The organism is Streptomyces sp. NPDC094143 (assembly GCF_040303825.1).
In the GTDB taxonomy this organism is placed as follows: Bacteria; Actinomycetota; Actinomycetes; order Streptomycetales; family Streptomycetaceae; genus Streptomyces.
This window is the reverse complement of the sequence record NZ_JBEOTZ010000002.1, coordinates 300,444-320,789: the sequence shown is the minus strand read 5'-3', so window position 1 is coordinate 320,789 and position 20,346 is coordinate 300,444. Positions and strand designations below refer to the sequence as shown.

Below are 20,346 nucleotides of genomic sequence, written 5' to 3'. Positions count from 1 at the left end.
CCGGGACGGCCGGGACAGCCGGGACGGCCGGGACGGCCGGGACGGCCGGGACAGCCGGGAGGGCCGGGGCAGCGATCAGTCCGTGCCTTCGTCGAGCAGCGCGGCCAGCTCCGTCTCCCGCTCGCCGACCTGTGTGAGCAGCTGCTGCCCGATCTCGTCCAGGAGGCGGTCCGGGTCGTCCGGGGCCAGCTGGAGCATGTGGCCTATGGCGCTGTCCTCCAGCTCCTTGGCGAGCAGGGCGAGCAGCTCCTTGCGCTGGGCGAGCCATTCGAGGCGGGCGTAGAGCTCCTCGGCACGGCTCGGGCCCAGCTTCAGCTCGGGCCCCTGGGCCCACTCCTCGGCGAGTTCGCGCAGCTCCGCCTCGTCGCCACGGGCGTAGGCGGCGTTGACGCGGGTGATGAACTCCTCGCGCCGCTGGCGCTCCTTCTCCTCCTGCGCGAGGTCCGGGTGGGCCTTGCGGGCGAGGTCGCGGTAGAGCTTGCGGGCCTCCTCGCTGGGCCGGACGCGCTGCGGGGGCCGGACCGCCTGGTCCGTGAGCATGGCCACGGCCTCCGGGAACAGGCCGCTGTCGTCCATCCAGCCGTGCAGCAGCTCCTCCACGCCCGGGATCGGCGCGAGCCGGGCGCGAGCCTCCTCCGCCCGGCGGTGGTCCTCGGGGTCGCCGCTGCGGGCGGCCCGGGCCTGAAGAATCCGGGCGTCCAGCTCCTCGAGACGGGCGTAGAGCGGACCGAGCTTCTGTTCGTGGAGCCGGGAGAAGTTCTCCACCTCGACGCGGAAGGTCTCCACCGCGATCTCGTACTCGATCAGCGCCTGCTCGGCGGCCCGTACGGCCCGCTCCAGCCGCGCCTCGGGGCGCGCCGCCTCGTCCTCGGGCGTCACCTGTTCCTCACCGGCGCCGCCACCACCCTGCTCAGCTTCCGGGGTCGTCACCCGACCAGCCTAGGCCACGGCCGGGCCGGGCCCACGCCCCCGCCGCGCGTCACACGCCCGTCTCCGCCGCGACCTTCCCGGCGCGCACCGCCGCCACCAGATCCGCGTGGTCCGCCTCCGTGCGGTCGGCGTAGGCCACGGCGAAGGCCGCCATCGCCTCGTCGAGCTCCTCGTTCTTGCCGCAGTACCCGGCGATGAGCCGCGGGTCGGCGCTGTGGGCGTGGGCCCGGGCCAGGAGGGCGCCGGTCATGCGGCCGTAGTCGTCCATCTGGTCGGCGGCCAGGGCGGCCGGGTCGACGCTGCCCTTGCGGTTGCGGAACTGGCGGACCTGGTAGGGGCGTCCGTCGACCGTCGTCCAGCCGAGCAGGTTGTCGCTGACGACCTGCATGCGCTTCTGGCCGAGCACGACCCGGCGGCCCTCGTGACCGGCCTCGGGCGGCTCGAAGCCGGCCGTCACCAGATGCGGAACCAGCGCCGACGTCCGCGCCTCCTTCACCTGGAGCACCAGCGGCTCCCCCCGGTGGTCCAGGAGCAGCACGACGTAGGACCGGGTGCCGACGCTGCCGGTGCCGACGACGCGGAACGCCACGTCGTGCACCGCGTACCGGGCGAGCAGGGGCAGGCGGTCCTCCGGCAGGGTCTCCCGGTACTCCTCCAGGGACGCCGCCACCGCCGCGGCCTCCTCGTCCGGGACGCGCCGCAGCACCGGCGGGGCGTCGACGAAGCGGCGTCCGCCGTCCTCCGTGGCCTCGGTCGACTTGGCCGCGAAGCGCCCGCTGGTGTTGAGACGGGCCTTCTCCGAGACCCGCTCCAGCGTGCCGAGCAGGTCGTGGGCGTCCGTGTGGGAGACCAGCTCCTCGTCCGCGATGGCGTTCCACGCGTCCAGGACCGGGAGCTTCGCCAGCAGCCGCATCGTGCGGCGGTAGGCGCCCGCCGCGTCGTGGGCCGCCTTGCGGCAGGTGTCCTCGTCCGCGCCCGCCTCACGGCCGGCCAGCACCAGGGAGGTCGCCAGACGTTTGAGGTCCCATTCCCAGGGGCCGTGCACCGTCTCGTCGAAGTCGTTCAGGTCGATGACCAGGCCGCCGCGCGCGTCGCCGTACAGGCCGAAGTTGGCCGCGTGGGCGTCGCCGCAGATCTGGGCCCCGATCCCGGTCATGGGGGTGCGCGCCAGGTCGTGGGCCATGAGGCCGGCCGCGCCGCGCAGGAACGTGAACGGGGTGGCGGTCATGCGGCCCACCCGCAGGGGCGTCAGCTCGGGGAGCCGGCCGCGGCCCGACTCCTCGACCGCGCTCACCGCGTCGGGCCGGGAGGGGTCCGGGTCGAACGTGGCGTGCGCGCTGCGCGGGACGCGCTCGCGCAGGGCCTTGCCCTCGTCCTTGGGCGAGCCCGCGGAGGGCCACTCCGCGAAGCCGCGCACCCGGGGCAGCCGGGGCGCCGTCCCGTCCCCGCCGTTCTCCCCGTCGCTCTTCCCCGCCGCCGTTCCGCTCATCCCGACCGCCTCCCCCGCACGCGAACATCACCTCGTGCCGACCGTACAACCGGCGGCCGAAACGCGTCAGACCCTGTGGACAACTCCACGGCTGTGGACAACCCCCGCGGCCCGCTCACAGCGACTCCACCCGCGCCACCTCGCGCACCACCACCCGCGCGGACCACCACCACCTGCGCCACCTGCGCCACCAGCACCTGCGCCACCACCGCCCGTGCCCCTGCCGACCCGCCCGGGGCGAGCGCGGCCTACGCCCCGGAAGGCGCCCGCACCGGCACGGCCCCCTCCGGCCCGCCGGCCACCCGCTCCCGCGCCGAAGCCCCGTCCGGACCCAGGTCGGAAACCCCATCGGGATGTCCATCCGAGGGCCGGTCCGAAACCGGGTCCGTCACCGGGTCCGAAACCGGGTCCGTCACCGGGCCCGAAACCGGGCCCGAAACCCGCTCGGTCCCCCGCTCCTCAGACCCCCGCTCCTCCACCCGCCCCTGTGCCAGCACCCGCTCCGCGCGGTCCTCCGAGATGTCGAGGCGGGTCAGCACCGCGGGGACCGCGATGCTCGGCAGGAAGTGCTCGAACATCACCACGACGCGGCGCTCCAGGTCCTGCCGCTGGCAGCGCAGCTGGGACAGCAACTGCACTCCGGAGAAGCTGCCGACCAGCAGCTCCGCCGTCTCCGCCACGTCCACGTGCGGCAGCAGTTCGCCCTGTGCCTTCGCCTCGCCCAGCCGCTGCACGTTCTGGTCGATCCACATCTGGAAGGCCGGTGTGCGGTCGAGGTCCATGGCGCCCTGGTCCAGGGCGAGCCCCACGCTGGCGCGCACCAGCGGCTCGGACCGCAGCCGGCGGGCCAGCACCAGCCCGGAGTCGACGAGTTCCTGGAGCTTGCCGGACTGCGGTGGGAGCGTGATCGCGAGCTGTTCCTCGAACACCCCGATCGCCAGCTCCTCCTTGGAGCCGAAGTGGAAGTACAGCGCGCCCTTGGTGACGCCCGCACGGTCCAGGATCTCCCCGATGGTCGCCGAGGTGTAGCCGCGTTCGTCGAAGACGGCCGCGGCCGCCTCCAGGATGGTCCGCCGGGTGCGGATCGCGCGCTCCTGTCGCGCCATCGGGTGCCTCCTGATCTCCGTCGATCCCTGTGAACTCGCTGTGTGGCGAGGGCGCGAGAGCCTGTCCCAGCGGCTTGGCTCACCCTTTGAAAAAAACCGGTTCGTCCGTATCTTAGTCAAACGCCGACCACAGCCGGGCAGCCGATGAGCGGGGGTTCTCATGCCGCGGACAGGGCCTTCGAGCGCGCTCACGGACGATCAGACCCGACGAGCGGACCGCCGGGCAAACGAAGCCGCGGCGGCCGTCGAGAACGCGCCATACCGGACCGTCACGAAGGAACTCGCCCACCGCACCACCGACACCGACGTCTTCCCCACCGGGTGGACCCGAATCTCCGAAACCCGCTTCCGCTTCACCGCGCACTGGCCGGTCGCCCACCGCTTCTTCGGTTCCGTGGACGGGATGCACCAGGACCCGATGATCGTGGGCGAAACGTTGCGGCAGGCGGCGATGGTGCTCGCGCACGCCGAGTTCGGGGCCCCCGCCGACAGCCACTTCGTCATGTGGGACCTCAGCGTCGTCACCGACCCGGCGGCGCTGCGGCCGGCGGACGCCGCCGAGCCGGTCGTCGTCGACGTCGTCTGCTCCGAGATACGCCGCCGTGGCCGCGGCCTGGCCGCGATGCGGACCACGATGGAGTTCCGCCGCGCGGGCCGGTTCGTCGCCCGCGGCACCGGCAGCACGGGCTGCACCTCACCGCTCGCCTACCGGCGCCTGCGGGCCCGGCAGTTGGCCGCCATGGACAGGCCCGTGCCGCTGCTGGCGGGCATCGCTCCCGGACTCGCCGGCCGCACCCGCGCCGAGGACGTCGTCCTCGCACCCGGCGACCGGCCCGGCGTCTGGCGGCTGCGCGTGGACACCGGCCACCCCGTGCTCTTCCCCCGGCCCAACGACCACGTCCCCGGCATGGTCCTGTTCGAGGCGGCCCGCCAGGCCGCGACCGCCGCGTCCGGCCTGCATCCCTTCCTGCCGCGTGCGATGTCGGCCACCTTCGCCCGCTACGCCGAACTGCACAGCCCCTGCCTGCTGGAGGCCGAGGTGCTCGACGAGAACACCGGGGAGGTGACCGTCCGGGTGTCCGGGCGGCAGGACGGCGAGCCGGTCTTCACCGCCTCCCTCACCTCCGCGCGGCCCGGGCCGGTACGGTCCCTGTCGTGACGGTCACCCTCCTCCTCACCGGCGCCAGCGGCTTCGTCGGCAGCCGGGTGGCGGCCGCGGCCCGCCTGCGCCCCGGAGTGCGCGTACGGCGGCTGTCCCGGCAGGGCGGGCACGGACCCGACGCCGTCCGCGGCGACCTGTCCGACCCGCTCTCCCTGCGCGGCACTTGCGCCGGCGTCGACGTGCTGGTGCACTGCGCCACGCGGATCAGCGGCGACGACGCCGGTGTCGAGGCCGTCAACGACCACGGCACGCGGGCCCTGGTCGAGGAGGCCGTGCGCGCCGGAGTGCGCCGGATCGTGTACGTGAGCACGGCCGCCGTCCACGGCCGGGGCCCCTTCCGCGGCGTGCGCCCAGGTCAGGCCCCGATCGCGCCCGCGTCGGCCACCAGCCGCTCCCGGGCCGCCGCCGAACGGCACGTCCTCGACGCGGGCGGCCTGGTGCTACGGCCGCACCTCGTGTACGGCGAGGGCGACCGCTGGGTCGTCCCCGGAGTGGCCTGGCTGCTGGGCGAGTTGTCGGCGACGGTGACCGGCTGCACGGCGCTGCAGTCGATGATCGACGTCTCCACCCTGGGCCGCGCGGTGGTGGCCGCGGCGCTGTCCCCGGCGCACGACGGCGGCGCGCACTACGTCGCCCACCCCGAGCCGGTGCCCGTCACCGAACTGCTCGGGGCCGTGCGCGAGCAGCTGGGGGTGCCCGGCGGCGGTGAGGCGTTGGACGTCGCCACCGCCCTGGAGCGGGCCGCCGGTTCACCGCGCGCCCTCCACCACCTCTCCATGCTCACGGTCGACCACTGGTTCGTGGACGACGGGTTCTGGAAGGACCTCGACTGCCCGCCCGGGGACGGGTTCGCGGCCCATTTCAGGCGCGCGGCACCCTGGTACCGCTCGTTCCTCGCAGGCCGGACAGCTTCCTGATCGCCTCGGCCTCCTCCGGCCGCGGGCCCGGCCGCGGGCCCGTCCGCGGGCCGTGCAGCAGCACCGGCAACTCCCGGTGGCCGGTGGAGATGATCGAGCGCAGCCGCTTCGGCGGACGCCCCGGATCGGCCAGGGCGAGGCGCGGGAACCGCTCGAACAGGGACGTCAGCGCCACCGTCGCCTCGGCCATCGCCAGGGGCCGGCCCAGGCAGTGGTGCACGCCGTGGCCGAAGGACACGTGGTCGCGGCTGGTGGCGCGCGTGACGTCGAACCGGTCGGCGTCGGGCCCGTGCCGCTCCGGGTCGCGTCCGGCACCGGCGAACGAGACGACGACGGGGTCGCCCTTCGGGATGATGAGATCCGGCTCGATCTCGATGTCCTCCACGGCGTAGCGCAGGCCCGACATGGCGCCCGGCGCCTCGTACCGAAGCGACTCCTCCAGGGCGTCCTCCCAGGTCACCCGGCCGGAGCGGACGAGGTCCAGCTGGTCGGGGTGGGCGAGCAGGCTGTGCACGGTGTTGTCGATGAGGTTGACGGTCGTCTCGAAGCCCGCGGTGAGCAGCAGGATGAGGTTGTCCATCAACTCCTGTTCGCTCAGGCTGCCTTCGTCGCGGGCGGCGATGAGGGCCGTCGTCAGGTCGTCGGCCGGGTGTGCGCGCTTGTACCGCAGGAACGCGGTCAGCGTGGCGTAGAGGTCGACCGCGTTGGCCTGGGCGTCCTCCAGGGAGATCGCCGTGTCGAAGAAGCGGCCGATGATGCGGTAGAGGGCCCGGCGCGGACCGTCCTCGCCGTGCGGTACGCCGAACAGCTCGCACACCACTTCGTGCGGCACCGGCGCCGCGAACGCCGCGCGCAGGTCGACCACTTCGCCCTTGGGCAGCCGCTCCAGGTCGTCCAGGGCCCGGTCGACGATCTCCTGGACGCGCGGCAGCAGCGCGTCCACGCGGCGTTTGGTGAAGGCCGCGGCCATCGGCTTGCGCAGCCGGCTGTGGTCGTCGCCGTAGGCGGTGACCATGTTGCGCACCGAGACCCAGATGGCCAGCGGCCAGGTGCGGGAGATGTCGCCGTTGATCCAGGCGGGCCAGTGCCGGTAGGCGTCCTTGCTGGTCTCGGGTCCGGCCAGGAGCCGTTTGTTCAGCTGCAGGCCGTTGATCCACCACGCCCGTACGCCACCCGGGAGTTCCACCTCCACGGCCGGGCCCCGGGCGCGGATCTGGGCTATCTCGTCGTAGAGATTCCGGCCGGACGGGTCGATCGTCAGGAAGGGGCAGGTCTGTGGTGCCATGACTCGTCGCTCCTCGGTCCCGGGGGCTGGGAGACCATCGTGCGATCCGGGCGCCGAAAAAACTTGGCAACCGGTTTGTTCCGGTCAACCCGACGCCCTCCGACTGCCCACCGGGGGGGCGGTCGAGGGCGCCGCTACCGCAGCGCGAGCGGCGCCGCGGCCGGCTCCTGCGGGGCCGGGCCCGGGGCCGGGTCAGCCTCCGGGGTCCGCTGGTCCGGATCGCGCCCGGCCGGGTCCAGGGCGCCGGCGAGGTGCGGTGCGGCCACGCAGGGCAGGAGCAGGTGCCACAGTTCGGTGAGGGAGGGGCGGGCGAGCCAGCCGCGGTCCTCGCGGCCCAGCACCTCGATGCCGGTGGTGGCGGCGAGGACGACGACACCGGTGCGGTGCGGTGGCACCCCGGCGGCGAGTTCGCCCCCGCGCTCCGCCTCGTTCAGCAGGTCGTGCACGCACGCCCGCCACTCCCGGCGCAGGTCACGAGCCCGTCCGGCGACCGCCTCGGCGTTGAGCCGCAACCCCGCCCGGACCACGACGTCGGCACGAAGCAGCCGGGCGACCCGGTGCGTGACGTCCACGAGCCGCTGCAGGGCGCACCCGTCGCCACCGCGGCCCGCGAGCGCCACCCGGCGCAGGGCACGGGCGGCGGCCTGCTCGACGGCGTCGGCCACGGCGGCCTTGTTGTCGAAGTGGAAGTGCAGCGCGCCGGAGCTGACGCCGGCTCCCGCGCTGATCTCCGCCAGGCTGACCCGGTCGTAGCCGCGGGCCTCGAAGTGCTCGGCCGCCGAGCGGATCAGCGCGCGACGGGTCCGCACGGCCCGGTCCTGTTTGGTCACCCGTGGCTCCCCTGCAGGGCTCTGAATGGCGACGCAATGAAACCAAGTCGCCGGTTTTTCCACAACGCGCGGCCGGGCCGGGCACCCTGCGGCCGCTCCTACGCGCGCAGGTACGCCAGCACCGCCAGCACCCGGCGGTGGGTGTCCTCCGCCGGGGGCAGGTCCAGCTTGGTGAGGATGCCGGAGACGTGCTTGCCCACGGCCGCCTCGGAGACGACCAGCCGGCGGGCGATCGCGCCGTTCGACCGGCCCTCGGCGATCAGCGCCAGCACCTCCCGCTCGCGGGGGGTGAGCCGCTCCAGCGGGTCGCGTCGGCGGCGCAGCAACTGCCGTACCACCTCGGGGTCGACGACCGTGCCGCCGTCGGCCACCTCGCCGAGCGCCGTGACGAACTCCTCGATCTGGCCGACCCGGTCCTTCAGCAGGTAGCCGACGCCCGTGCCGTCACCGGAGTCGAGCAGTTCGGCGGCGTAGCGGCGCTGCACGTACTGGCTGAGGACCAGCACCGGCAGCGTGGGCCGCTCCCGGCGCAGCCGCACCGCGGCGTGCAGGCCCTCGTCCTGGAAGCCGGGCGGCATCCGCACGTCCGTCACGACCACGTCCGGGTCGTGCTCCCCGACGGCGGCGACCAGGGCCTCGGCGTCGCCCACGGCGGCGGCGACCTCGTGCCCGCAGCGGCCGAGCAGCCCGACGAGTCCGTCCCGCAGCAGCACGCTGTCCTCGGCCAGGACGACCCGCAGCGGGCGGTCAACGCGCAGGGCCACAGGGGATCTCCACACACAGCAGGGTCGGTCCGCCGGGCGGACTGGACAGGGAGAGTCTGCCATCGAGCACCGACACCCGGTCGGCGAGTCCGGTCAGCCCGCTGCCCTTCCCGGCCCGCGCGCCGCCGCGTCCGTCGTCACGGATCCGCAGCGACAGCCGGCCGTCGCGGTGCCCGCCGCTGACCTCCGCCCGGCTCGCCCCGCTGTGCCGGGCCACGTTGGCGAGCGCCTCGCACACCACGAAGTAGGCGGTGGCCTCGACGGCCGGGGGGAGCCGCCCGGGCAGCTCCAGGTCGACGTCCACAGGCACGGCCGAACGGTCGGCGGCGTCGGCCACGGCGGCTTCGAGGCCGTAGTCGGCGAGGACCTGGGGGTGGATGCCGTGGATGAGTTCGCGCAGCTCCGCGAGAGCGGCGCCGGCCTGCTCGTGCGCCGTGGCCAGCTGGTCGGCGAGGGGGCCGGGCGGGGCGTCGAGACGGGCCAGGCCGAGCGTCATCGTCAGGGCGACGAGCCGCTGCTGGGCCCCGTCGTGCAGATCGCGTTCGATGCGCCGCCGCTCCGCCTCGAAGGCGTCCACCAACCGCGCCCGCGACCGGGTCAGTTCCACCACCCGCGCCCCCAGGCCGGCCTCCCGCGGCGCGACCAGCAGCCGGGCCAGACCGGCCCGGGCCCCGGCCGCGACCCCCAGCAGATAGCCGCCGAGGGCCAGCAGGAGCAGCCCGAGGACGGCCCACCCGAAGGCGGCCGGCCAGCCGGTGACCAGCCACAGCTTGAGCACCTTCGCCTCGCCCGAGACGAGCAGCAGCAGCGGCGTGAGCACCACGGACAGCGGGAGCAGCAGCCCGACGGCGAACACCAGGGCGTCCACCGGCCACAGCAGCCCCGCGAACAGCAGGGCGTGGCCGAGCTCCCGCCAAGTGGCCCGCTCACGCAGCCGCGTGAACAGCCAGGCCCGCAACCCCGGGGCGGCGGGCGGCTCGTGCGGGTCGGGCGCCGGCTCCGCGTCGACCAGCCGCAGCCGCAGCCGCTCCGCCGCCGCCACCGGAAGGCCCGCCAGGGCGGTGGCGAGCAGCAGCGGGATTCCCACCAGGGCGAGCGCGAGCACGCCGCCGGCCACCGCCGACAGCACGATCCCCACGAGTACGACGGCCCCGGTGAGCGCTCCGGTGAGCAGGTAACCGGCCGACCGCCAGGGCCACGCCGACAGCGGATAGCCGGGACGGGCCAGGGCCTGCCACACGTTCGAAGGGCGCATGGGGATCACCGTAGGAGCCCGGCCCGGGACCCGGCCATGGGCGTGGGCGGAGGTCCTGGGGTAGGCCTGGCCCTACCCCAGGTGTAGGTCCCGCCGCACTGCGCCGGAGGGCCCCCGCCGGGTTTCGTGGAGGCGACACCGACCAGCGGTGGCACAAGTGGCTCCACACCAGGGGGACTTCATGACGCACGACGCCGTACGGCTCGACTCGGTCACCAGGAGGTACGGGGCGGTGACCGCGCTCGACGCGGTCTCGCTGGCGTTGCCCGCCGGGAGCTTCACCGCCGTCATGGGCCCCTCCGGCTCCGGCAAGTCCACGCTGCTGCAGTGCGCCGCGGGTCTGGACCGGCCGGACTCCGGCTCGGTCACCGTGGGCGGCACCGAACTGACCGGGCTGAGCGAGCGGCGGCTGACGCTGCTGCGCCGCGAGCGGGTCGGGTTCGTCTTCCAGGCGTTCAACCTGCTGCCCGCCCTGACCGCCGAGCAGAACGTGGCCCTGCCGCTGCGCCTGGCGGGCCGCCGCGTCCCCAGGGCCCGGGTCCGCCAGGCGCTGGAGCAGGTCGGACTCGCCGGCCGGGCCCGGCACCGACCCGGCGAGCTCAGCGGCGGCCAGCAGCAACGCGTCGCCCTGGCCCGGGCGTTGGTCACCCGCCCCGCGGTGCTCTTCGGCGACGAGCCGACCGGTGCGCTGGACACCCGTACCGCCCGGGAGGTGCTCGGGCTGCTGCGCGGCATGGTCGACCGCGAGGGCCAGACGGTCGTCATGGTCACCCACGACCCGGTGGCCGCCGCGTACGCCGACCGCGTGGTCTTCCTGGTGGACGGCCGTATCGGCGCGGAGCTGACCGGCGCCGACGCCGGCACCGTCGCCGCGCGCATGACCCGGCTGGAGGCCGCCCCGTGCTGAGCGTCGCCCTGCGCACCCTGCGCGTCCGCTGGACCGCCTTCACCGGCTGCTTCGTCGCACTCGCCCTGGGCGTGGGCCTGCTCACCGTCATGGGCCTGGCCCTCGCCTCGTCGGCATCCGCCCCGGACCGCGCGCCCGAGCGATTCACCGCCGCACCGGTCGTCGTGACCAGCCAGGACACCCTGCACGTACCGACCCCCGTCGGCGAACGCACGGCCGGGCTCGCCCACCCGCGCCCGATCCCCGCCGCGACCGTCGCACGGCTGCGGCAGCTGGGGCCCGTGGTGACGGACCGGTCCGCCGCCGGCGTCCACCGGCTGGGGATCGAGGCCGACCCGGCGGCCGTCCGGGAGGTGGTGGGCGACGGTGCCCGGGTCCTCACCGGGACCGCGCGCCGCCTCGCCGACCCCGGCCGCGAGCGGGACCGCGAGGCGCTCACCGCCCTGAACGCCCTGTTCGGCACCGCGGGCGGGGTCAGCGCCTTCGTGTCGGTGTTCGTCGTGGCGTCGACCTTCGCCTTCGCGGTGGCCCAGCGGCGCCGGGAGTTCGCGCTGCTGCGCACGGCCGGGGCCACCCCGGGCCAGGTCCGGCGGACCGTCCTCGCCGAGGCCCTGGCAGTCGGTGTCCTCGCCTCCACCGCCGGCTGCGTCCTCGGCTCCCGCGCCGCGCCGCTGCTGACCGCCCGGCTGGCCGAACAGGGCCTGGCCCCGGCCTGGTTCACCGTCGGGGACCAGGTCTGGCCGTACCACGCGGCCTTCTGGACGGGCCTGTTGGTCGCCCTGTGCGGGGCGGCCGCGGCCTCCTGGCGGGCAGGGCGCACGGCACCCGCCGAGGCCCTGCGCGCGGCCTCGGCGGACCGCGGCGTGATCACCCGGGGCCGCCTGCTCACGGGCGCGGCCCTGCTGCTCACCGCCGCTGTCACCCTGGCCCTGGCCCTGACCGGCGACCCGGGCGACCTGCTCCACCGCAAGACCTACATCAGCCGCCCCATGCTGTTGATCACGGCCGCCGCGCTGCTGTCCCCGCTGTGCCTGCGCCCCCTGGTCGGGCTGCTCACCCGGCTGCCGGGCGTGTGCGCCCTGCTGGTGCGTGAGAACGCGGCCGCCGGGATCCGCCGCAGTTCCGCGCTCGCGGCTCCCGTCCTGGTCACGGTCGCCCTCGCGGGGTCCCTCCTCGGCATGACCGCGACCCTGGACCGGGCGGGGGCGGCCGAGGCGCGGGAGCGCACCACCGCCGCGTTCGTCGTGCTCCCGGCGGACGGCACCGGCTTCGACGCGGCGGCCCTGCGGCGGCTGCGGGCGGTGCCGGGCGCCGTCGTGTCGCCCTCGTCCTCGACGGCCGTGCACGTGCTGGAGGACGGCGTGGCCCTGATCCGCTCCGAGGCCCGGGCGGTGGCCCCCGCCACCCTGGCCGCCACGGCCCGTCTGCCCCTCGCCGCGGGCCGGGTGGGCGACCTCGACGACGACTCGATCATCGTCAACGAGGAGTGGCGGCGGCACCGGGTCGGCGAACGCGTCCGCGTCTGGCTCGGCGACGGGACCCGGCGGACCCTGCGGATCGCCGCGGTCATGCCCACCGGAACCGGCGGCAACGGCGCCTACGTCACCCCGCGCAACGCGCCGGGCGCCCCGGCCGACCGGGTCGACGTGGCCCTGGCCGAGGGCGCGGACCCCGAGGCCGTGACCACCGCCCTGCGCGCCTCGGTCGGCACCGCCCGGGTCCTCACCCGGGACGCCTGGCTGCGCGCCTCCCACCCCGGCACCCAGCGCACCACCCGCCTGGGGCTCCTGCTGGTCCTCGGCATCGCGCTGCTGTACACGGGCATCTCGGTGGCCGGCACCACGATCATGGGCCGGTCCGACCAGGTCCGGGACGTGGCCGTGCTGCGGCTGGCCGGGGCCACGCGGGGGCAGGTGCTGCGGCTGGCCGGGGCCGAGGCACTGACGGTCGTGGCGGCGGGCGCCCTCCTCGGCCTCCTGGTCACCGCCGTCAACCTGGCCGGGCTGGCGGCCGCCCTCGCCCTGCAGTCGGCCCCGCCCGCCCTCGCCTTCCCGTGGCGGGCCCTGGGCACGACGACGGCCGCCTGCGCGCTGCTCGCCGTGCTCTGCGCGGTCGTCCCCACCGCCGCCACCCTGCGCCGCCGGGCGGTGGACCTGGCAGCGACACGCGAGTGAACCCGACGGATCCCCCCAGCGGTTGCCCAGCGTCCCCTCGGCCGTCGCCCGGCGACCCCACCCTCGGTCTCATCATGAGACCAAGCGGAGAGGACCGCCCTACAGTGGAGCCCATGCGACGGACCTCGTTCGGCGACTGGCCCTGCTCGATCGCCCGCACCGCCGACCTCCTGGGCGACGCCTGGACCCTGCTGGTGCTGCGTGAACTCTTCTACGGCGAGTCCCGTTTCGACGGTTTCACCGGCACGCTCGGCATCGCCCGCAACACCCTCACCGACCGGCTGCGCCGCCTGGAGGCGGAGGGCCTGATCGAGCGGCGGGCGTACCAGAGCGAGCCGGTCCGCCACGCGTACCTGCTGACGGACAAGGGCCGCGACTTCTTCGGCGTGCTCGCCGCGCTCAGCGCCTGGGGCGACCGCTGGCTGGCCGGCGACGCGGGCGCCCCGGTCGTCCTGCACCACACGCTTTGCGGCCACGACACCGAGGCCCGCGTCGTCTGCTCCCACTGCGGTGAGACCCTGCACCAGCGGGACCTGACCGCACGCACCGGCCCCGGCTACCCGGACCGCCTGCTCGCCGACCCCGTCCTACGGGCCCGCTTCGGCACCGGACGCCCCCTGGGGGACGACGGCTCGGAGCGGCCCTGACACCCCACCGAGTCCGCTCCGTGAGATAGCTCACGGGCCGGACGCGGGGACGTCCGCAGGGAGGCCCGCGAGAGCTGTGGAATGCCTCACAAGATCACGGAAAACAAGATTCGGGCCCCTGCGGTGACTTCCGTCACCGCAGGGGCCCGAATCGCTGTGCGCGAGGGGGGAGTTGAACCCCCACGCCCTTGCGGGCACTGGAACCTGAATCCAGCGCGTCTGCCTATTCCGCCACCCGCGCATTGGGTGTGTCCTGGGCTCCGGCCCCTTGGGGCTGGCGCCTTCCGACATCCAGAACATTAGCACGCTGGACGGGGTGGGTTCACATCCCTTCTTCCCGCAGGCAGGGCCCCCGCCGAACCTTCCGTGGCCCCGCCACGTATCAGCGCGTGCCGCCTCACGTATCAACCTCGTACCGGTACCCGCTTCCTCCCCACGAGGCGGTCGGGGTCCACAGCCGGGTGCGGGACACTGGTCTCCGGCCGCCTCTACGATCCATGGCGGGAGTACCTGAAGCGGTTGCGCGCGGCAGTACCCCGGCAGGAGTTCGAAGGGGAGCTCCACAGGGAACTTCGTCATGCGTCGACACCCGTCGGCCGGCCTGACAGGGGGAACCAGCCGATCGACCGGCGCGTGGATACGATCAGTAAGCAGTACCAGGCAAGTGGCCCGCAGGGCAGTGCACAGGACGGCAGCGACGGAGGAGGTGCCCCATGGGAGTCCTGAAGAAGTTCGAGCAGCGTCTCGAAGGTCTGGTCAACGGCACCTTCGCCAAGGTGTTCAAGTCCGAGGTCCAGCCCGTGGAGATCGCGGGAGCGCTCCAGCGCGAGTGTGACAACAACGCCACCATCTGGAACCGCGACCGGACGGTCGTCCCCAACGACTTCATCGTCGAGCTGAGCACGCCGGACTTCGAGCGGCTCAGCCCCTACTCCGGCCAGCTCGGCGACGAGCTCGCCGGCATGGTGCGCGACTACGCCAAGCAGCAGCGCTACACCTTCATGGGCCCCATCAAGGTGCACCTGGAGAAGGCCGACGACCTGGACACCGGCCTGTACCGGGTGCGCAGCCGTACGCTCGCCTCCTCCAGCAGCCAGCAGGGCGCCCCGGGCGTCGGCGCCGCGCCCGCCGCCCCGGCCGACCGCCCCGGCGGCTACGGCTACCCGCCGGCCGCCTCCCCCGCCGGCGCCCCGCCCATGCCGGCCGCGCCGCCCCCCGGCGGCCGCCCCGGCGGGTACGGCTACCCGCCGGCCGCGAGCGCCCAGCGGCCCCCGGCCGCCCCGGCCGCCGGCGGACGCACGCGTCACTGGATCGAGATCAACGGCACCCGCCATCAGATCTCCCGCCCGACGCTGGTGCTGGGCCGCAGCACCGACGCCGACGTGCGGATCGACGACCCCGGCGTCTCCCGCCGGCACTGCGAGATCCGGACCGGAACGCCCTCGACGATCCAGGATCTCGGATCCACCAACGGCATCGTGGTGGACGGGCAGCACACCACCCGCGCTACGCTCCGCGACGGCTCGCGGATCGTCGTGGGCAGCACCACCGTTATCTATAGGCAAGCCGAAGGGTGAAGCGGGGGCAATGTCAGAGCTGACCCTCACGGTCATGCGGCTGGGGTTCCTGGCCGTACTGTGGCTGTTCGTGATCGTGGCCGTGCAGGTCATCCGGAGCGACCTGTTCGGGACGCGGGTCACCCAGCGCGGATCGCGCCGCGAGGCCGGCCGCCAGCAGCAGGCCGCCCGCCAGGCGCCGCCGCCGCAGCGCCAGCAGTCCGGCGGCGGCCGGCGCGGCCGTAACGCCCCCACCAAACTGGTCGTGACCGAGGGCACCCTCACCGGCACGACGGTCGCGCTCCAGGGCCAGACCATCACCCTGGGCCGGGCGCACGACTCGACGATCGTGCTGGACGACGACTACGCCTCCAGCCGCCATGCCAGGATCTACCCGGACCGCGACGGCCAGTGGATCGTCGAGGACCTCGGCTCCACCAACGGCACGTACCTGGACCGGACCCGGCTGACGACTCCCACACCGATTGCGCTGGGCGCGCCGATCCGCATCGGCAAGACCGTCATCGAGCTGCGGAAGTAGTGCTACATCATGGATAGGCGCGAGCGGAGCGAGCACGCAGTGGCGGGCCCCACCCCGGGCCCCGGCGCGCTCCCGACCGGAGGGTGGGCAGTGTGGCTCGACACGACCGGCTGTACCCGGAGCCGACAGGCGAGGTGCGCATGAGTCTGTCACTGCGCTTCGCCGCCGGATCGCACAAGGGCATGATCCGGGAGGGCAACGAGGACTCCGGGTACGCCGGCCCGCGCCTGCTCGCCATCGCCGACGGCATGGGCGGCGCCGCCGCCGGTGAGGTCGCCTCCTCCGAGGCCATCTCCACCATCGTCGCCCTCGACGACGACGTCCCCGGCTCCGACGTGCTCACCTCGCTCGGCACGGCGGTGCAGCGCGCCAACGACCAGTTGCGCTCGATGGTCGAGGACGACCCGCAACTGGAGGGCATGGGCACCACCCTGACCGCCCTGCTGTGGACGGGCCAGCGCCTCGGCCTGGTGCACGTCGGCGACTCCCGCGCGTATCTGCTCCGCGACGGCGTGCTCACACAGATCACCCAGGACCACACCTGGGTGCAGCGCCTGGTCGACGAGGGCCGCATCACCGAGGAGGAGGCCACCACGCACCCGCAGCGCTCGCTGCTGATGCGCGCGCTCGGCTCCGGCGACCACGTCGAGCCGGACCTGTCCATCCGCGAGGTGCGCGCGGGCGACCGCTACCTGATCTGCTCCGACGGCCTGTCCGGCGTGGTGTCCCACCAGACGCTGGAGGACACCCTCGCCAGCTACCAGGGCCCCCAGGAGACCGTCCAGAACCTCATCGAGCTGGCGCTGCGCGGCGGCGGCCCGGACAACATCACGGTCATCGTCGCCGACGTCCTGGACCTGGACACCGGCGACACCCTCGCGGGGCAGCTCTCCGACACCCCGGTCGTGGTCGGCGCCGTCGCCGAGAACCAGCACCAGCTGCACGACAACGGCATCATGCAGACCCCGGCCGGCCGCGCCTCCGGGCTCGGCCGCCAGGGGCACGGCGGCGGGGGCGGGGAGTTCGGCCCGCCCGGCTCCGGCGACACCACCGGCTACATCCCCGCGGCCGGCTTCGACTACGACGACGGCGACTTCACCAAGCCCCGCGGGAAGGGCCGCTGGCTGAAGAGGTCCCTCTACGGCGTCCTGGCCCTCGCCGTCGTCGGCGGCGGCCTGTACGGCGGCTGGCGCTGGACGCAGACGCAGTACTACGTCGGCGCCCAGGACGAGCACGTCGCGCTGTACCGGGGCATCAGCCAGGACCTGGCGTGGGTGTCGCTGTCGAAGGTCGAGAAGGACCACCCCGAGATCGAACTCAAGTACCTCCCGCCCTACCAGCAGAAGCTGGTCAAGGCGACGATCGCCGAGGGCGACCTGAAGAACGCCCAGGCGAAGATCGAGGAACTGTCGGTGCAGGCCTCCGCGTGCAAGAAGGAGGCGCAGCGGCGCGAAGCCGAGAGCAACAACGCCAGGACCGGCGAAGGCGAGGCCGGGGGCACCACGGGAACCACTCCCGCCTCCTTCACGTCCAAGGCCACACCGACGCCGAACCCGTCGAACCCGTCGGGCTCGCCGTCGGCGCCTGAGAAGTCCACGCCCCCGACCACGACCGCACCCACTCCCAGCCCCGGCCCCAGCCTCTCGGAGGAAGAGCAGAAGGTCGTCTCGCTGTGCGGTAAGCAGTAGGCAAGCCGTGAGAGGCCCCGTCACACGATGAGCAGTACTTCCAACTCGCCGACGCACCACACGTCCACCATCGGCGCGATCGGCGCCCCGAGCCGCCGCAACACCGAGCTGGCGCTGCTGGTGTTCGCCGTCGTCATCCCGGTGTTCGCCTACGCCAACGTCGGGCTGGCCATCAACGACTCGGTGCCGCCGGGCCTGCTGAGCTACGGTCTCGGACTCGGCCTGCTCGCCGGCGTCGGCCACCTCGTCGTGCGGAAGTTCGCGCCGTACGCGGACCCGCTGATGCTGCCGCTGGCGACGCTGCTGAACGGACTCGGGCTGGTCGTCATCTGGCGGCTGGACCAGTCCAAGCGGCTCAGCAACTACGCCGAGGCCGCACCGCGCCAGCTGCTGTACTCGGCGATGGGCGTCGCGCTGCTGGCGGTCGTGCTGATCTTCCTCAAGGACCACCGCGTCCTGCAGCGCTACACCTACATCTCCATGGCCGGTGCGCTGTTCCTGCTGATCCTGCCGCTCGTGCCGGGCCTCGGCGCGAACATCTACGGCGCCAAGATCTGGATTAAGATCCCCGGTCTCGGCACGCTGCAGCCCGGTGAGTTCGCCAAGATCGTGCTCGCGGTCTTCTTCGCCGGGTACCTCATGGTCAAACGGGACGCGCTGGCCCTGGCCAGCCGCCGCTTCATGGGCCTGTACCTGCCGCGCGGCCGCGACCTCGGCCCGATCCTCGTGGTCTGGGTCATCTCGATCCTCATCCTGGTCTTCGAGACCGACCTCGGTACGTCCCTGCTGTTCTTCGGGATGTTCGTCATCATGCTGTACGTCGCCACCGAGCGAACCAGCTGGATCGTCTTCGGTCTGCTGATGTCCGCGGTCGGCGCCGTCGGCGTGGCGAGCTTCGAGCCGCACATCCAGACGCGTGTGCAGGCCTGGCTCGACCCGATGCGCGAGTTCGAACTCTCCCGGGCGGGCGTCCAGGACGGCATCGTCCACTCCGAGCAGGCCATGCAGGCGCTGTGGGCCTTCGGCTCCGGCGGCACGCTCGGCACCGGCCTCGGGCAGGGCAACTCCGACCTCATCGGCTTCGCCGCCAACTCCGACTTCATCCTCGCCACCTTCGGCGAGGAACTCGGTCTGGCCGGCGTCATGGCGATCCTGCTCCTGTACGGCCTGATCATCGAGCGCGGTGTGCGCACCGCGCTCGCGGCCCGCGACCCGTTCGGCAAGCTGCTGGCCATCGGCCTGTCCGGCGCCTTCGGCCTCCAGGTCTTCGTCGTGGCCGGCGGTGTCATGGGCCTCATCCCGCTGACCGGCATGACGCTGCCGTTCGTGGCCTACGGCGGATCCTCCGTGATCGCCAACTGGGCGCTGATCGGCATCCTGCTGCGCATCAGCGACACCGCCCGACGCCCGGCCCCCGCCCCCGCCGCCAACCCCGACGCCGAGATGACCCAGGTGGTCCGCCCGTCATGAACAAGCCCCTGCGCCGGATCGCGATCTTCTGCGGCCTGCTCGTGCTGGCCTTGCTGATCCGCGACAACTGGATCCAGTACGTCCAGGCCGACGAGCTGAGGACCGACCCCAAGAACCGCCGCGTCATCATCGAGCGGTACGCCGCCCCGCGCGGCGACATCATCGTCGGCGGCAAGCCCATCACCGGCTCCACCGAGACGTCGGGCAGCGACTTCAAGTTCAAGCGGACCTACAAGGACGGCCCGATGTGGGCGCCGGTCACCGGGTACGCCTCGCAGGCCTTCGGCGCCACGCAGCTGGAGTCCATCGAGGACGGCATCCTCACCGGCAACGACGACCGGCTCTTCTTCCGCAACACCCTCGACATGCTCACCGGCGAGAAGCAGGGCGGCGGCAACGTCGTCACCACGCTCAACGCCGCCGCGCAGAAGGCCGCGTACAACGGTCTGAAGCGGCAGGGCGGCAAGGGCGCGGTCGTCGCCCTGGAGCCGTCGACGGGCAAGATCCTGGCGCTGGCCTCCTACCCGTCGTACGACCCGTCGTCCTTCGCCGGCAACTCGACGACCACGGACTCCAAGGCCTGGCAGAAGCTCCAGAAGAAGAACAACGCCGACGACCCGATGCTCAACCGGGCGCTGCGCGAGACCTACCCGCCCGGCTCCACCTTCAAGGTGGTCACCGCGGCCGCGGCCCTGGAGCACGGGCTGTACACGGACCCGGACGCGAAGACGGACTCGCCCGACCCGTGGGTCATGGAGGGCACCACCACCAAGCTGCCCAACGAGGGCAACATCCCCTGCAAGAACGCGACGCTGCGGGTGGCGCTCCAGTACTCCTGCAACACCGTCTTCGGCAAGATCGGCTCCGACCTCGGCAACGAGAAGATGCTGCAGGAGGCGGAGGAGTTCGGCTTCGGCAAGGAGCAGTTCACGCCGGTCCGGGCCAACGCCTCGGTCTTCTCCGACGACATGAACCCCTCGCAGACCGCGCTGTCCTCCATCGGCCAGTTCAACACCGCCGCGACGCCGCTGCAGATGGCCATGGTGGCCTCGGCCGTCGCCAACGACGGCAAGCTGATGAAGCCGTACATGGTCGACGAGCTCCAGTCGCCCGGCCTCGACCCGATCGAGAAGACCGACCCGGAGGAGCTCAGCCAGCCGCTGTCCCCGGAGAACGCGCAGATCCTGCAGTCGATGATGGAGACGGTCGTCGACAAGGGCACCGGCTCCAACGCCAAGATCGACGGCGTCAAGGTGGGCGGCAAGACCGGTACCGCCCAGCACGGTGTGGACAACAGCGAGAACCCCTACGCGTGGTTCATCTCCTACGCCAAGGACTCCGACGACAACGCACCGGTCGCCGTCGCGGTCGTCGTCGAGGACGACAACGCCGTGCGTGACGACATCTCCGGCGGTGGCCTCGCGGCGCCGATCGCGAGGGACGTGATGGAGGCGGTCATCAAGGGCAAGAAGTGACCCCGCTCACGTCTGCTTCACATCGGTGCACGTTGCGATACCGGTCCTGTATCGGCTGACGGGCTTGGCCAGGTCACACAAAGCGAGCCGGGTACGGTAGGCCCGGACGGCAGCCTCCGACCGTACAAGCGTGCCGGTCGGGACCGACGG

At 73.4% G+C, this 20,346-nt stretch carries 17 protein-coding genes and 1 tRNA gene; 10 read left to right on the top strand and 8 right to left on the bottom strand.

From position 1 onward, the window contains the following. Window positions 1-75 precede the first annotated feature (75 nt). The 3 genes from ABTZ58_RS04080 to ABTZ58_RS04070 all read right to left on the bottom strand — a co-directional run bounded on the left by ABTZ58_RS04080 (window position 76) and on the right by ABTZ58_RS04070 (window position 3,525). Window positions 76-930, bottom strand: coding sequence for a hypothetical protein (locus ABTZ58_RS04080; protein WP_351350142.1), 855 nt, complete (start codon window positions 928-930; stop codon window positions 76-78). Between the two features lie 49 nt (window positions 931-979). Beyond that, window positions 980-2,419, bottom strand: coding sequence for a DUF2252 domain-containing protein (locus tag ABTZ58_RS04075; protein ID WP_351350140.1), 1,440 nt, complete (start codon window positions 2,417-2,419; stop codon window positions 980-982). A gap of 248 nt (window positions 2,420-2,667) precedes the next feature. Continuing rightward, entirely contained in the window at window positions 2,668-3,525 is an 858-nt protein-coding gene (locus tag ABTZ58_RS04070; RefSeq protein ID WP_502996002.1) for a ScbR family autoregulator-binding transcription factor, read from the bottom strand. A gap of 160 nt (window positions 3,526-3,685) precedes the next feature. Between ABTZ58_RS04070 and ABTZ58_RS04065 the strand changes: the two genes are divergently transcribed. Continuing rightward, window positions 3,686-4,684 (top strand): ScbA/BarX family gamma-butyrolactone biosynthesis protein, encoded by a 999-nt coding sequence (locus tag ABTZ58_RS04065; RefSeq protein WP_351350138.1) that lies wholly within the window; start codon window positions 3,686-3,688, stop codon window positions 4,682-4,684. Then, window positions 4,681-5,604: an NAD-dependent epimerase/dehydratase family protein gene (locus ABTZ58_RS04060; protein ID WP_351350136.1), complete on the top strand. Its 924-nt coding sequence runs from the start codon at window positions 4,681-4,683 to the stop codon at window positions 5,602-5,604. Before ABTZ58_RS04065 ends, ABTZ58_RS04060 begins: the two co-directional genes overlap by 4 nt. Here the strand turns inward: ABTZ58_RS04060 and ABTZ58_RS04055 are convergent. From ABTZ58_RS04055 to ABTZ58_RS04040, 4 genes are all read right to left on the bottom strand, one after another. Further along, window positions 5,549-6,889 (bottom strand): cytochrome P450 family protein, encoded by a 1,341-nt coding sequence (locus tag ABTZ58_RS04055; RefSeq protein WP_351350134.1) that lies wholly within the window; start codon window positions 6,887-6,889, stop codon window positions 5,549-5,551. The two genes, ABTZ58_RS04060 and ABTZ58_RS04055, sit on opposite strands and share 56 nt — an antisense overlap. Window positions 6,890-7,023: 134 nt before the next feature. Continuing rightward, window positions 7,024-7,719 carry a ScbR family autoregulator-binding transcription factor gene (locus ABTZ58_RS04050; protein ID WP_351350132.1) on the bottom strand — a complete coding sequence of 232 codons (696 nt, stop codon included), beginning with the start codon at window positions 7,717-7,719 and terminating at the stop codon, window positions 7,024-7,026. A 98-nt stretch (window positions 7,720-7,817) separates the two neighbouring features. Beyond that, window positions 7,818-8,477, bottom strand: a complete 660-nt coding sequence (locus ABTZ58_RS04045) for a response regulator (protein ID WP_351350397.1) — start codon at window positions 8,475-8,477, stop codon at window positions 7,818-7,820. Beyond that, on the bottom strand, window positions 8,467-9,738 hold the full coding sequence (locus tag ABTZ58_RS04040) for a sensor histidine kinase (RefSeq protein WP_351350130.1): 1,272 nt from the start codon (window positions 9,736-9,738) through the stop codon (window positions 8,467-8,469). The genes ABTZ58_RS04045 and ABTZ58_RS04040 overlap by 11 nt, the downstream gene beginning before the upstream one ends. 181 nt (window positions 9,739-9,919) lie before the next feature. Here ABTZ58_RS04040 and ABTZ58_RS04035 point away from each other — a divergent pair, with 181 nt between their 5' ends. From ABTZ58_RS04035 to ABTZ58_RS04025, 3 genes are all read left to right on the top strand, one after another. Beyond that, the gene (locus ABTZ58_RS04035) at window positions 9,920-10,645 is read left to right on the top strand and encodes an ABC transporter ATP-binding protein (protein WP_351350128.1); all 726 of its coding nucleotides are present in this window, start codon (window positions 9,920-9,922) and stop codon (window positions 10,643-10,645) included. Continuing rightward, window positions 10,639-12,819, top strand: coding sequence for an FtsX-like permease family protein (locus tag ABTZ58_RS04030; RefSeq protein ID WP_351350126.1), 2,181 nt, complete (start codon window positions 10,639-10,641; stop codon window positions 12,817-12,819). Before ABTZ58_RS04035 ends, ABTZ58_RS04030 begins: the two co-directional genes overlap by 7 nt. A gap of 113 nt (window positions 12,820-12,932) precedes the next feature. Further along, window positions 12,933-13,466, top strand: a complete 534-nt coding sequence (locus tag ABTZ58_RS04025) for a winged helix-turn-helix transcriptional regulator (protein ID WP_351350124.1) — start codon at window positions 12,933-12,935, stop codon at window positions 13,464-13,466. Between the two features lie 157 nt (window positions 13,467-13,623). On the opposite strand, the gene ABTZ58_RS04020 is transcribed toward ABTZ58_RS04025, so the two are convergent. After that, a tRNA-Leu gene (locus ABTZ58_RS04020) sits at window positions 13,624-13,707 on the bottom strand. Between the two features lie 472 nt (window positions 13,708-14,179). Between ABTZ58_RS04020 and ABTZ58_RS04015 the strand changes: the two genes are divergently transcribed. From ABTZ58_RS04015 to ABTZ58_RS03995, 5 genes are all read left to right on the top strand, one after another. After that, a complete protein-coding gene (locus tag ABTZ58_RS04015) occupies window positions 14,180-15,043 on the top strand; it encodes an FHA domain-containing protein (RefSeq protein WP_351350122.1) in 864 nt (287 codons plus the stop codon). Window positions 15,044-15,053: 10 nt separating this feature from the next. Further along, window positions 15,054-15,563, top strand: a complete 510-nt coding sequence (locus ABTZ58_RS04010) for an FHA domain-containing protein FhaB/FipA (protein WP_309096468.1) — start codon at window positions 15,054-15,056, stop codon at window positions 15,561-15,563. Window positions 15,564-15,703: 140 nt separating this feature from the next. Then, complete coding sequence (locus tag ABTZ58_RS04005; protein ID WP_351350119.1) at window positions 15,704-17,251, top strand: Stp1/IreP family PP2C-type Ser/Thr phosphatase; 1,548 nt, start codon at window positions 15,704-15,706, stop codon at window positions 17,249-17,251. A gap of 27 nt (window positions 17,252-17,278) precedes the next feature. Beyond that, the gene (locus tag ABTZ58_RS04000) at window positions 17,279-18,721 is read left to right on the top strand and encodes an FtsW/RodA/SpoVE family cell cycle protein (protein ID WP_351350117.1); all 1,443 of its coding nucleotides are present in this window, start codon (window positions 17,279-17,281) and stop codon (window positions 18,719-18,721) included. After that, window positions 18,718-20,196: a peptidoglycan D,D-transpeptidase FtsI family protein gene (locus ABTZ58_RS03995; RefSeq protein WP_351350115.1), complete on the top strand. Its 1,479-nt coding sequence runs from the start codon at window positions 18,718-18,720 to the stop codon at window positions 20,194-20,196. Before ABTZ58_RS04000 ends, ABTZ58_RS03995 begins: the two co-directional genes overlap by 4 nt. Window positions 20,197-20,346 lie beyond the last annotated feature (150 nt).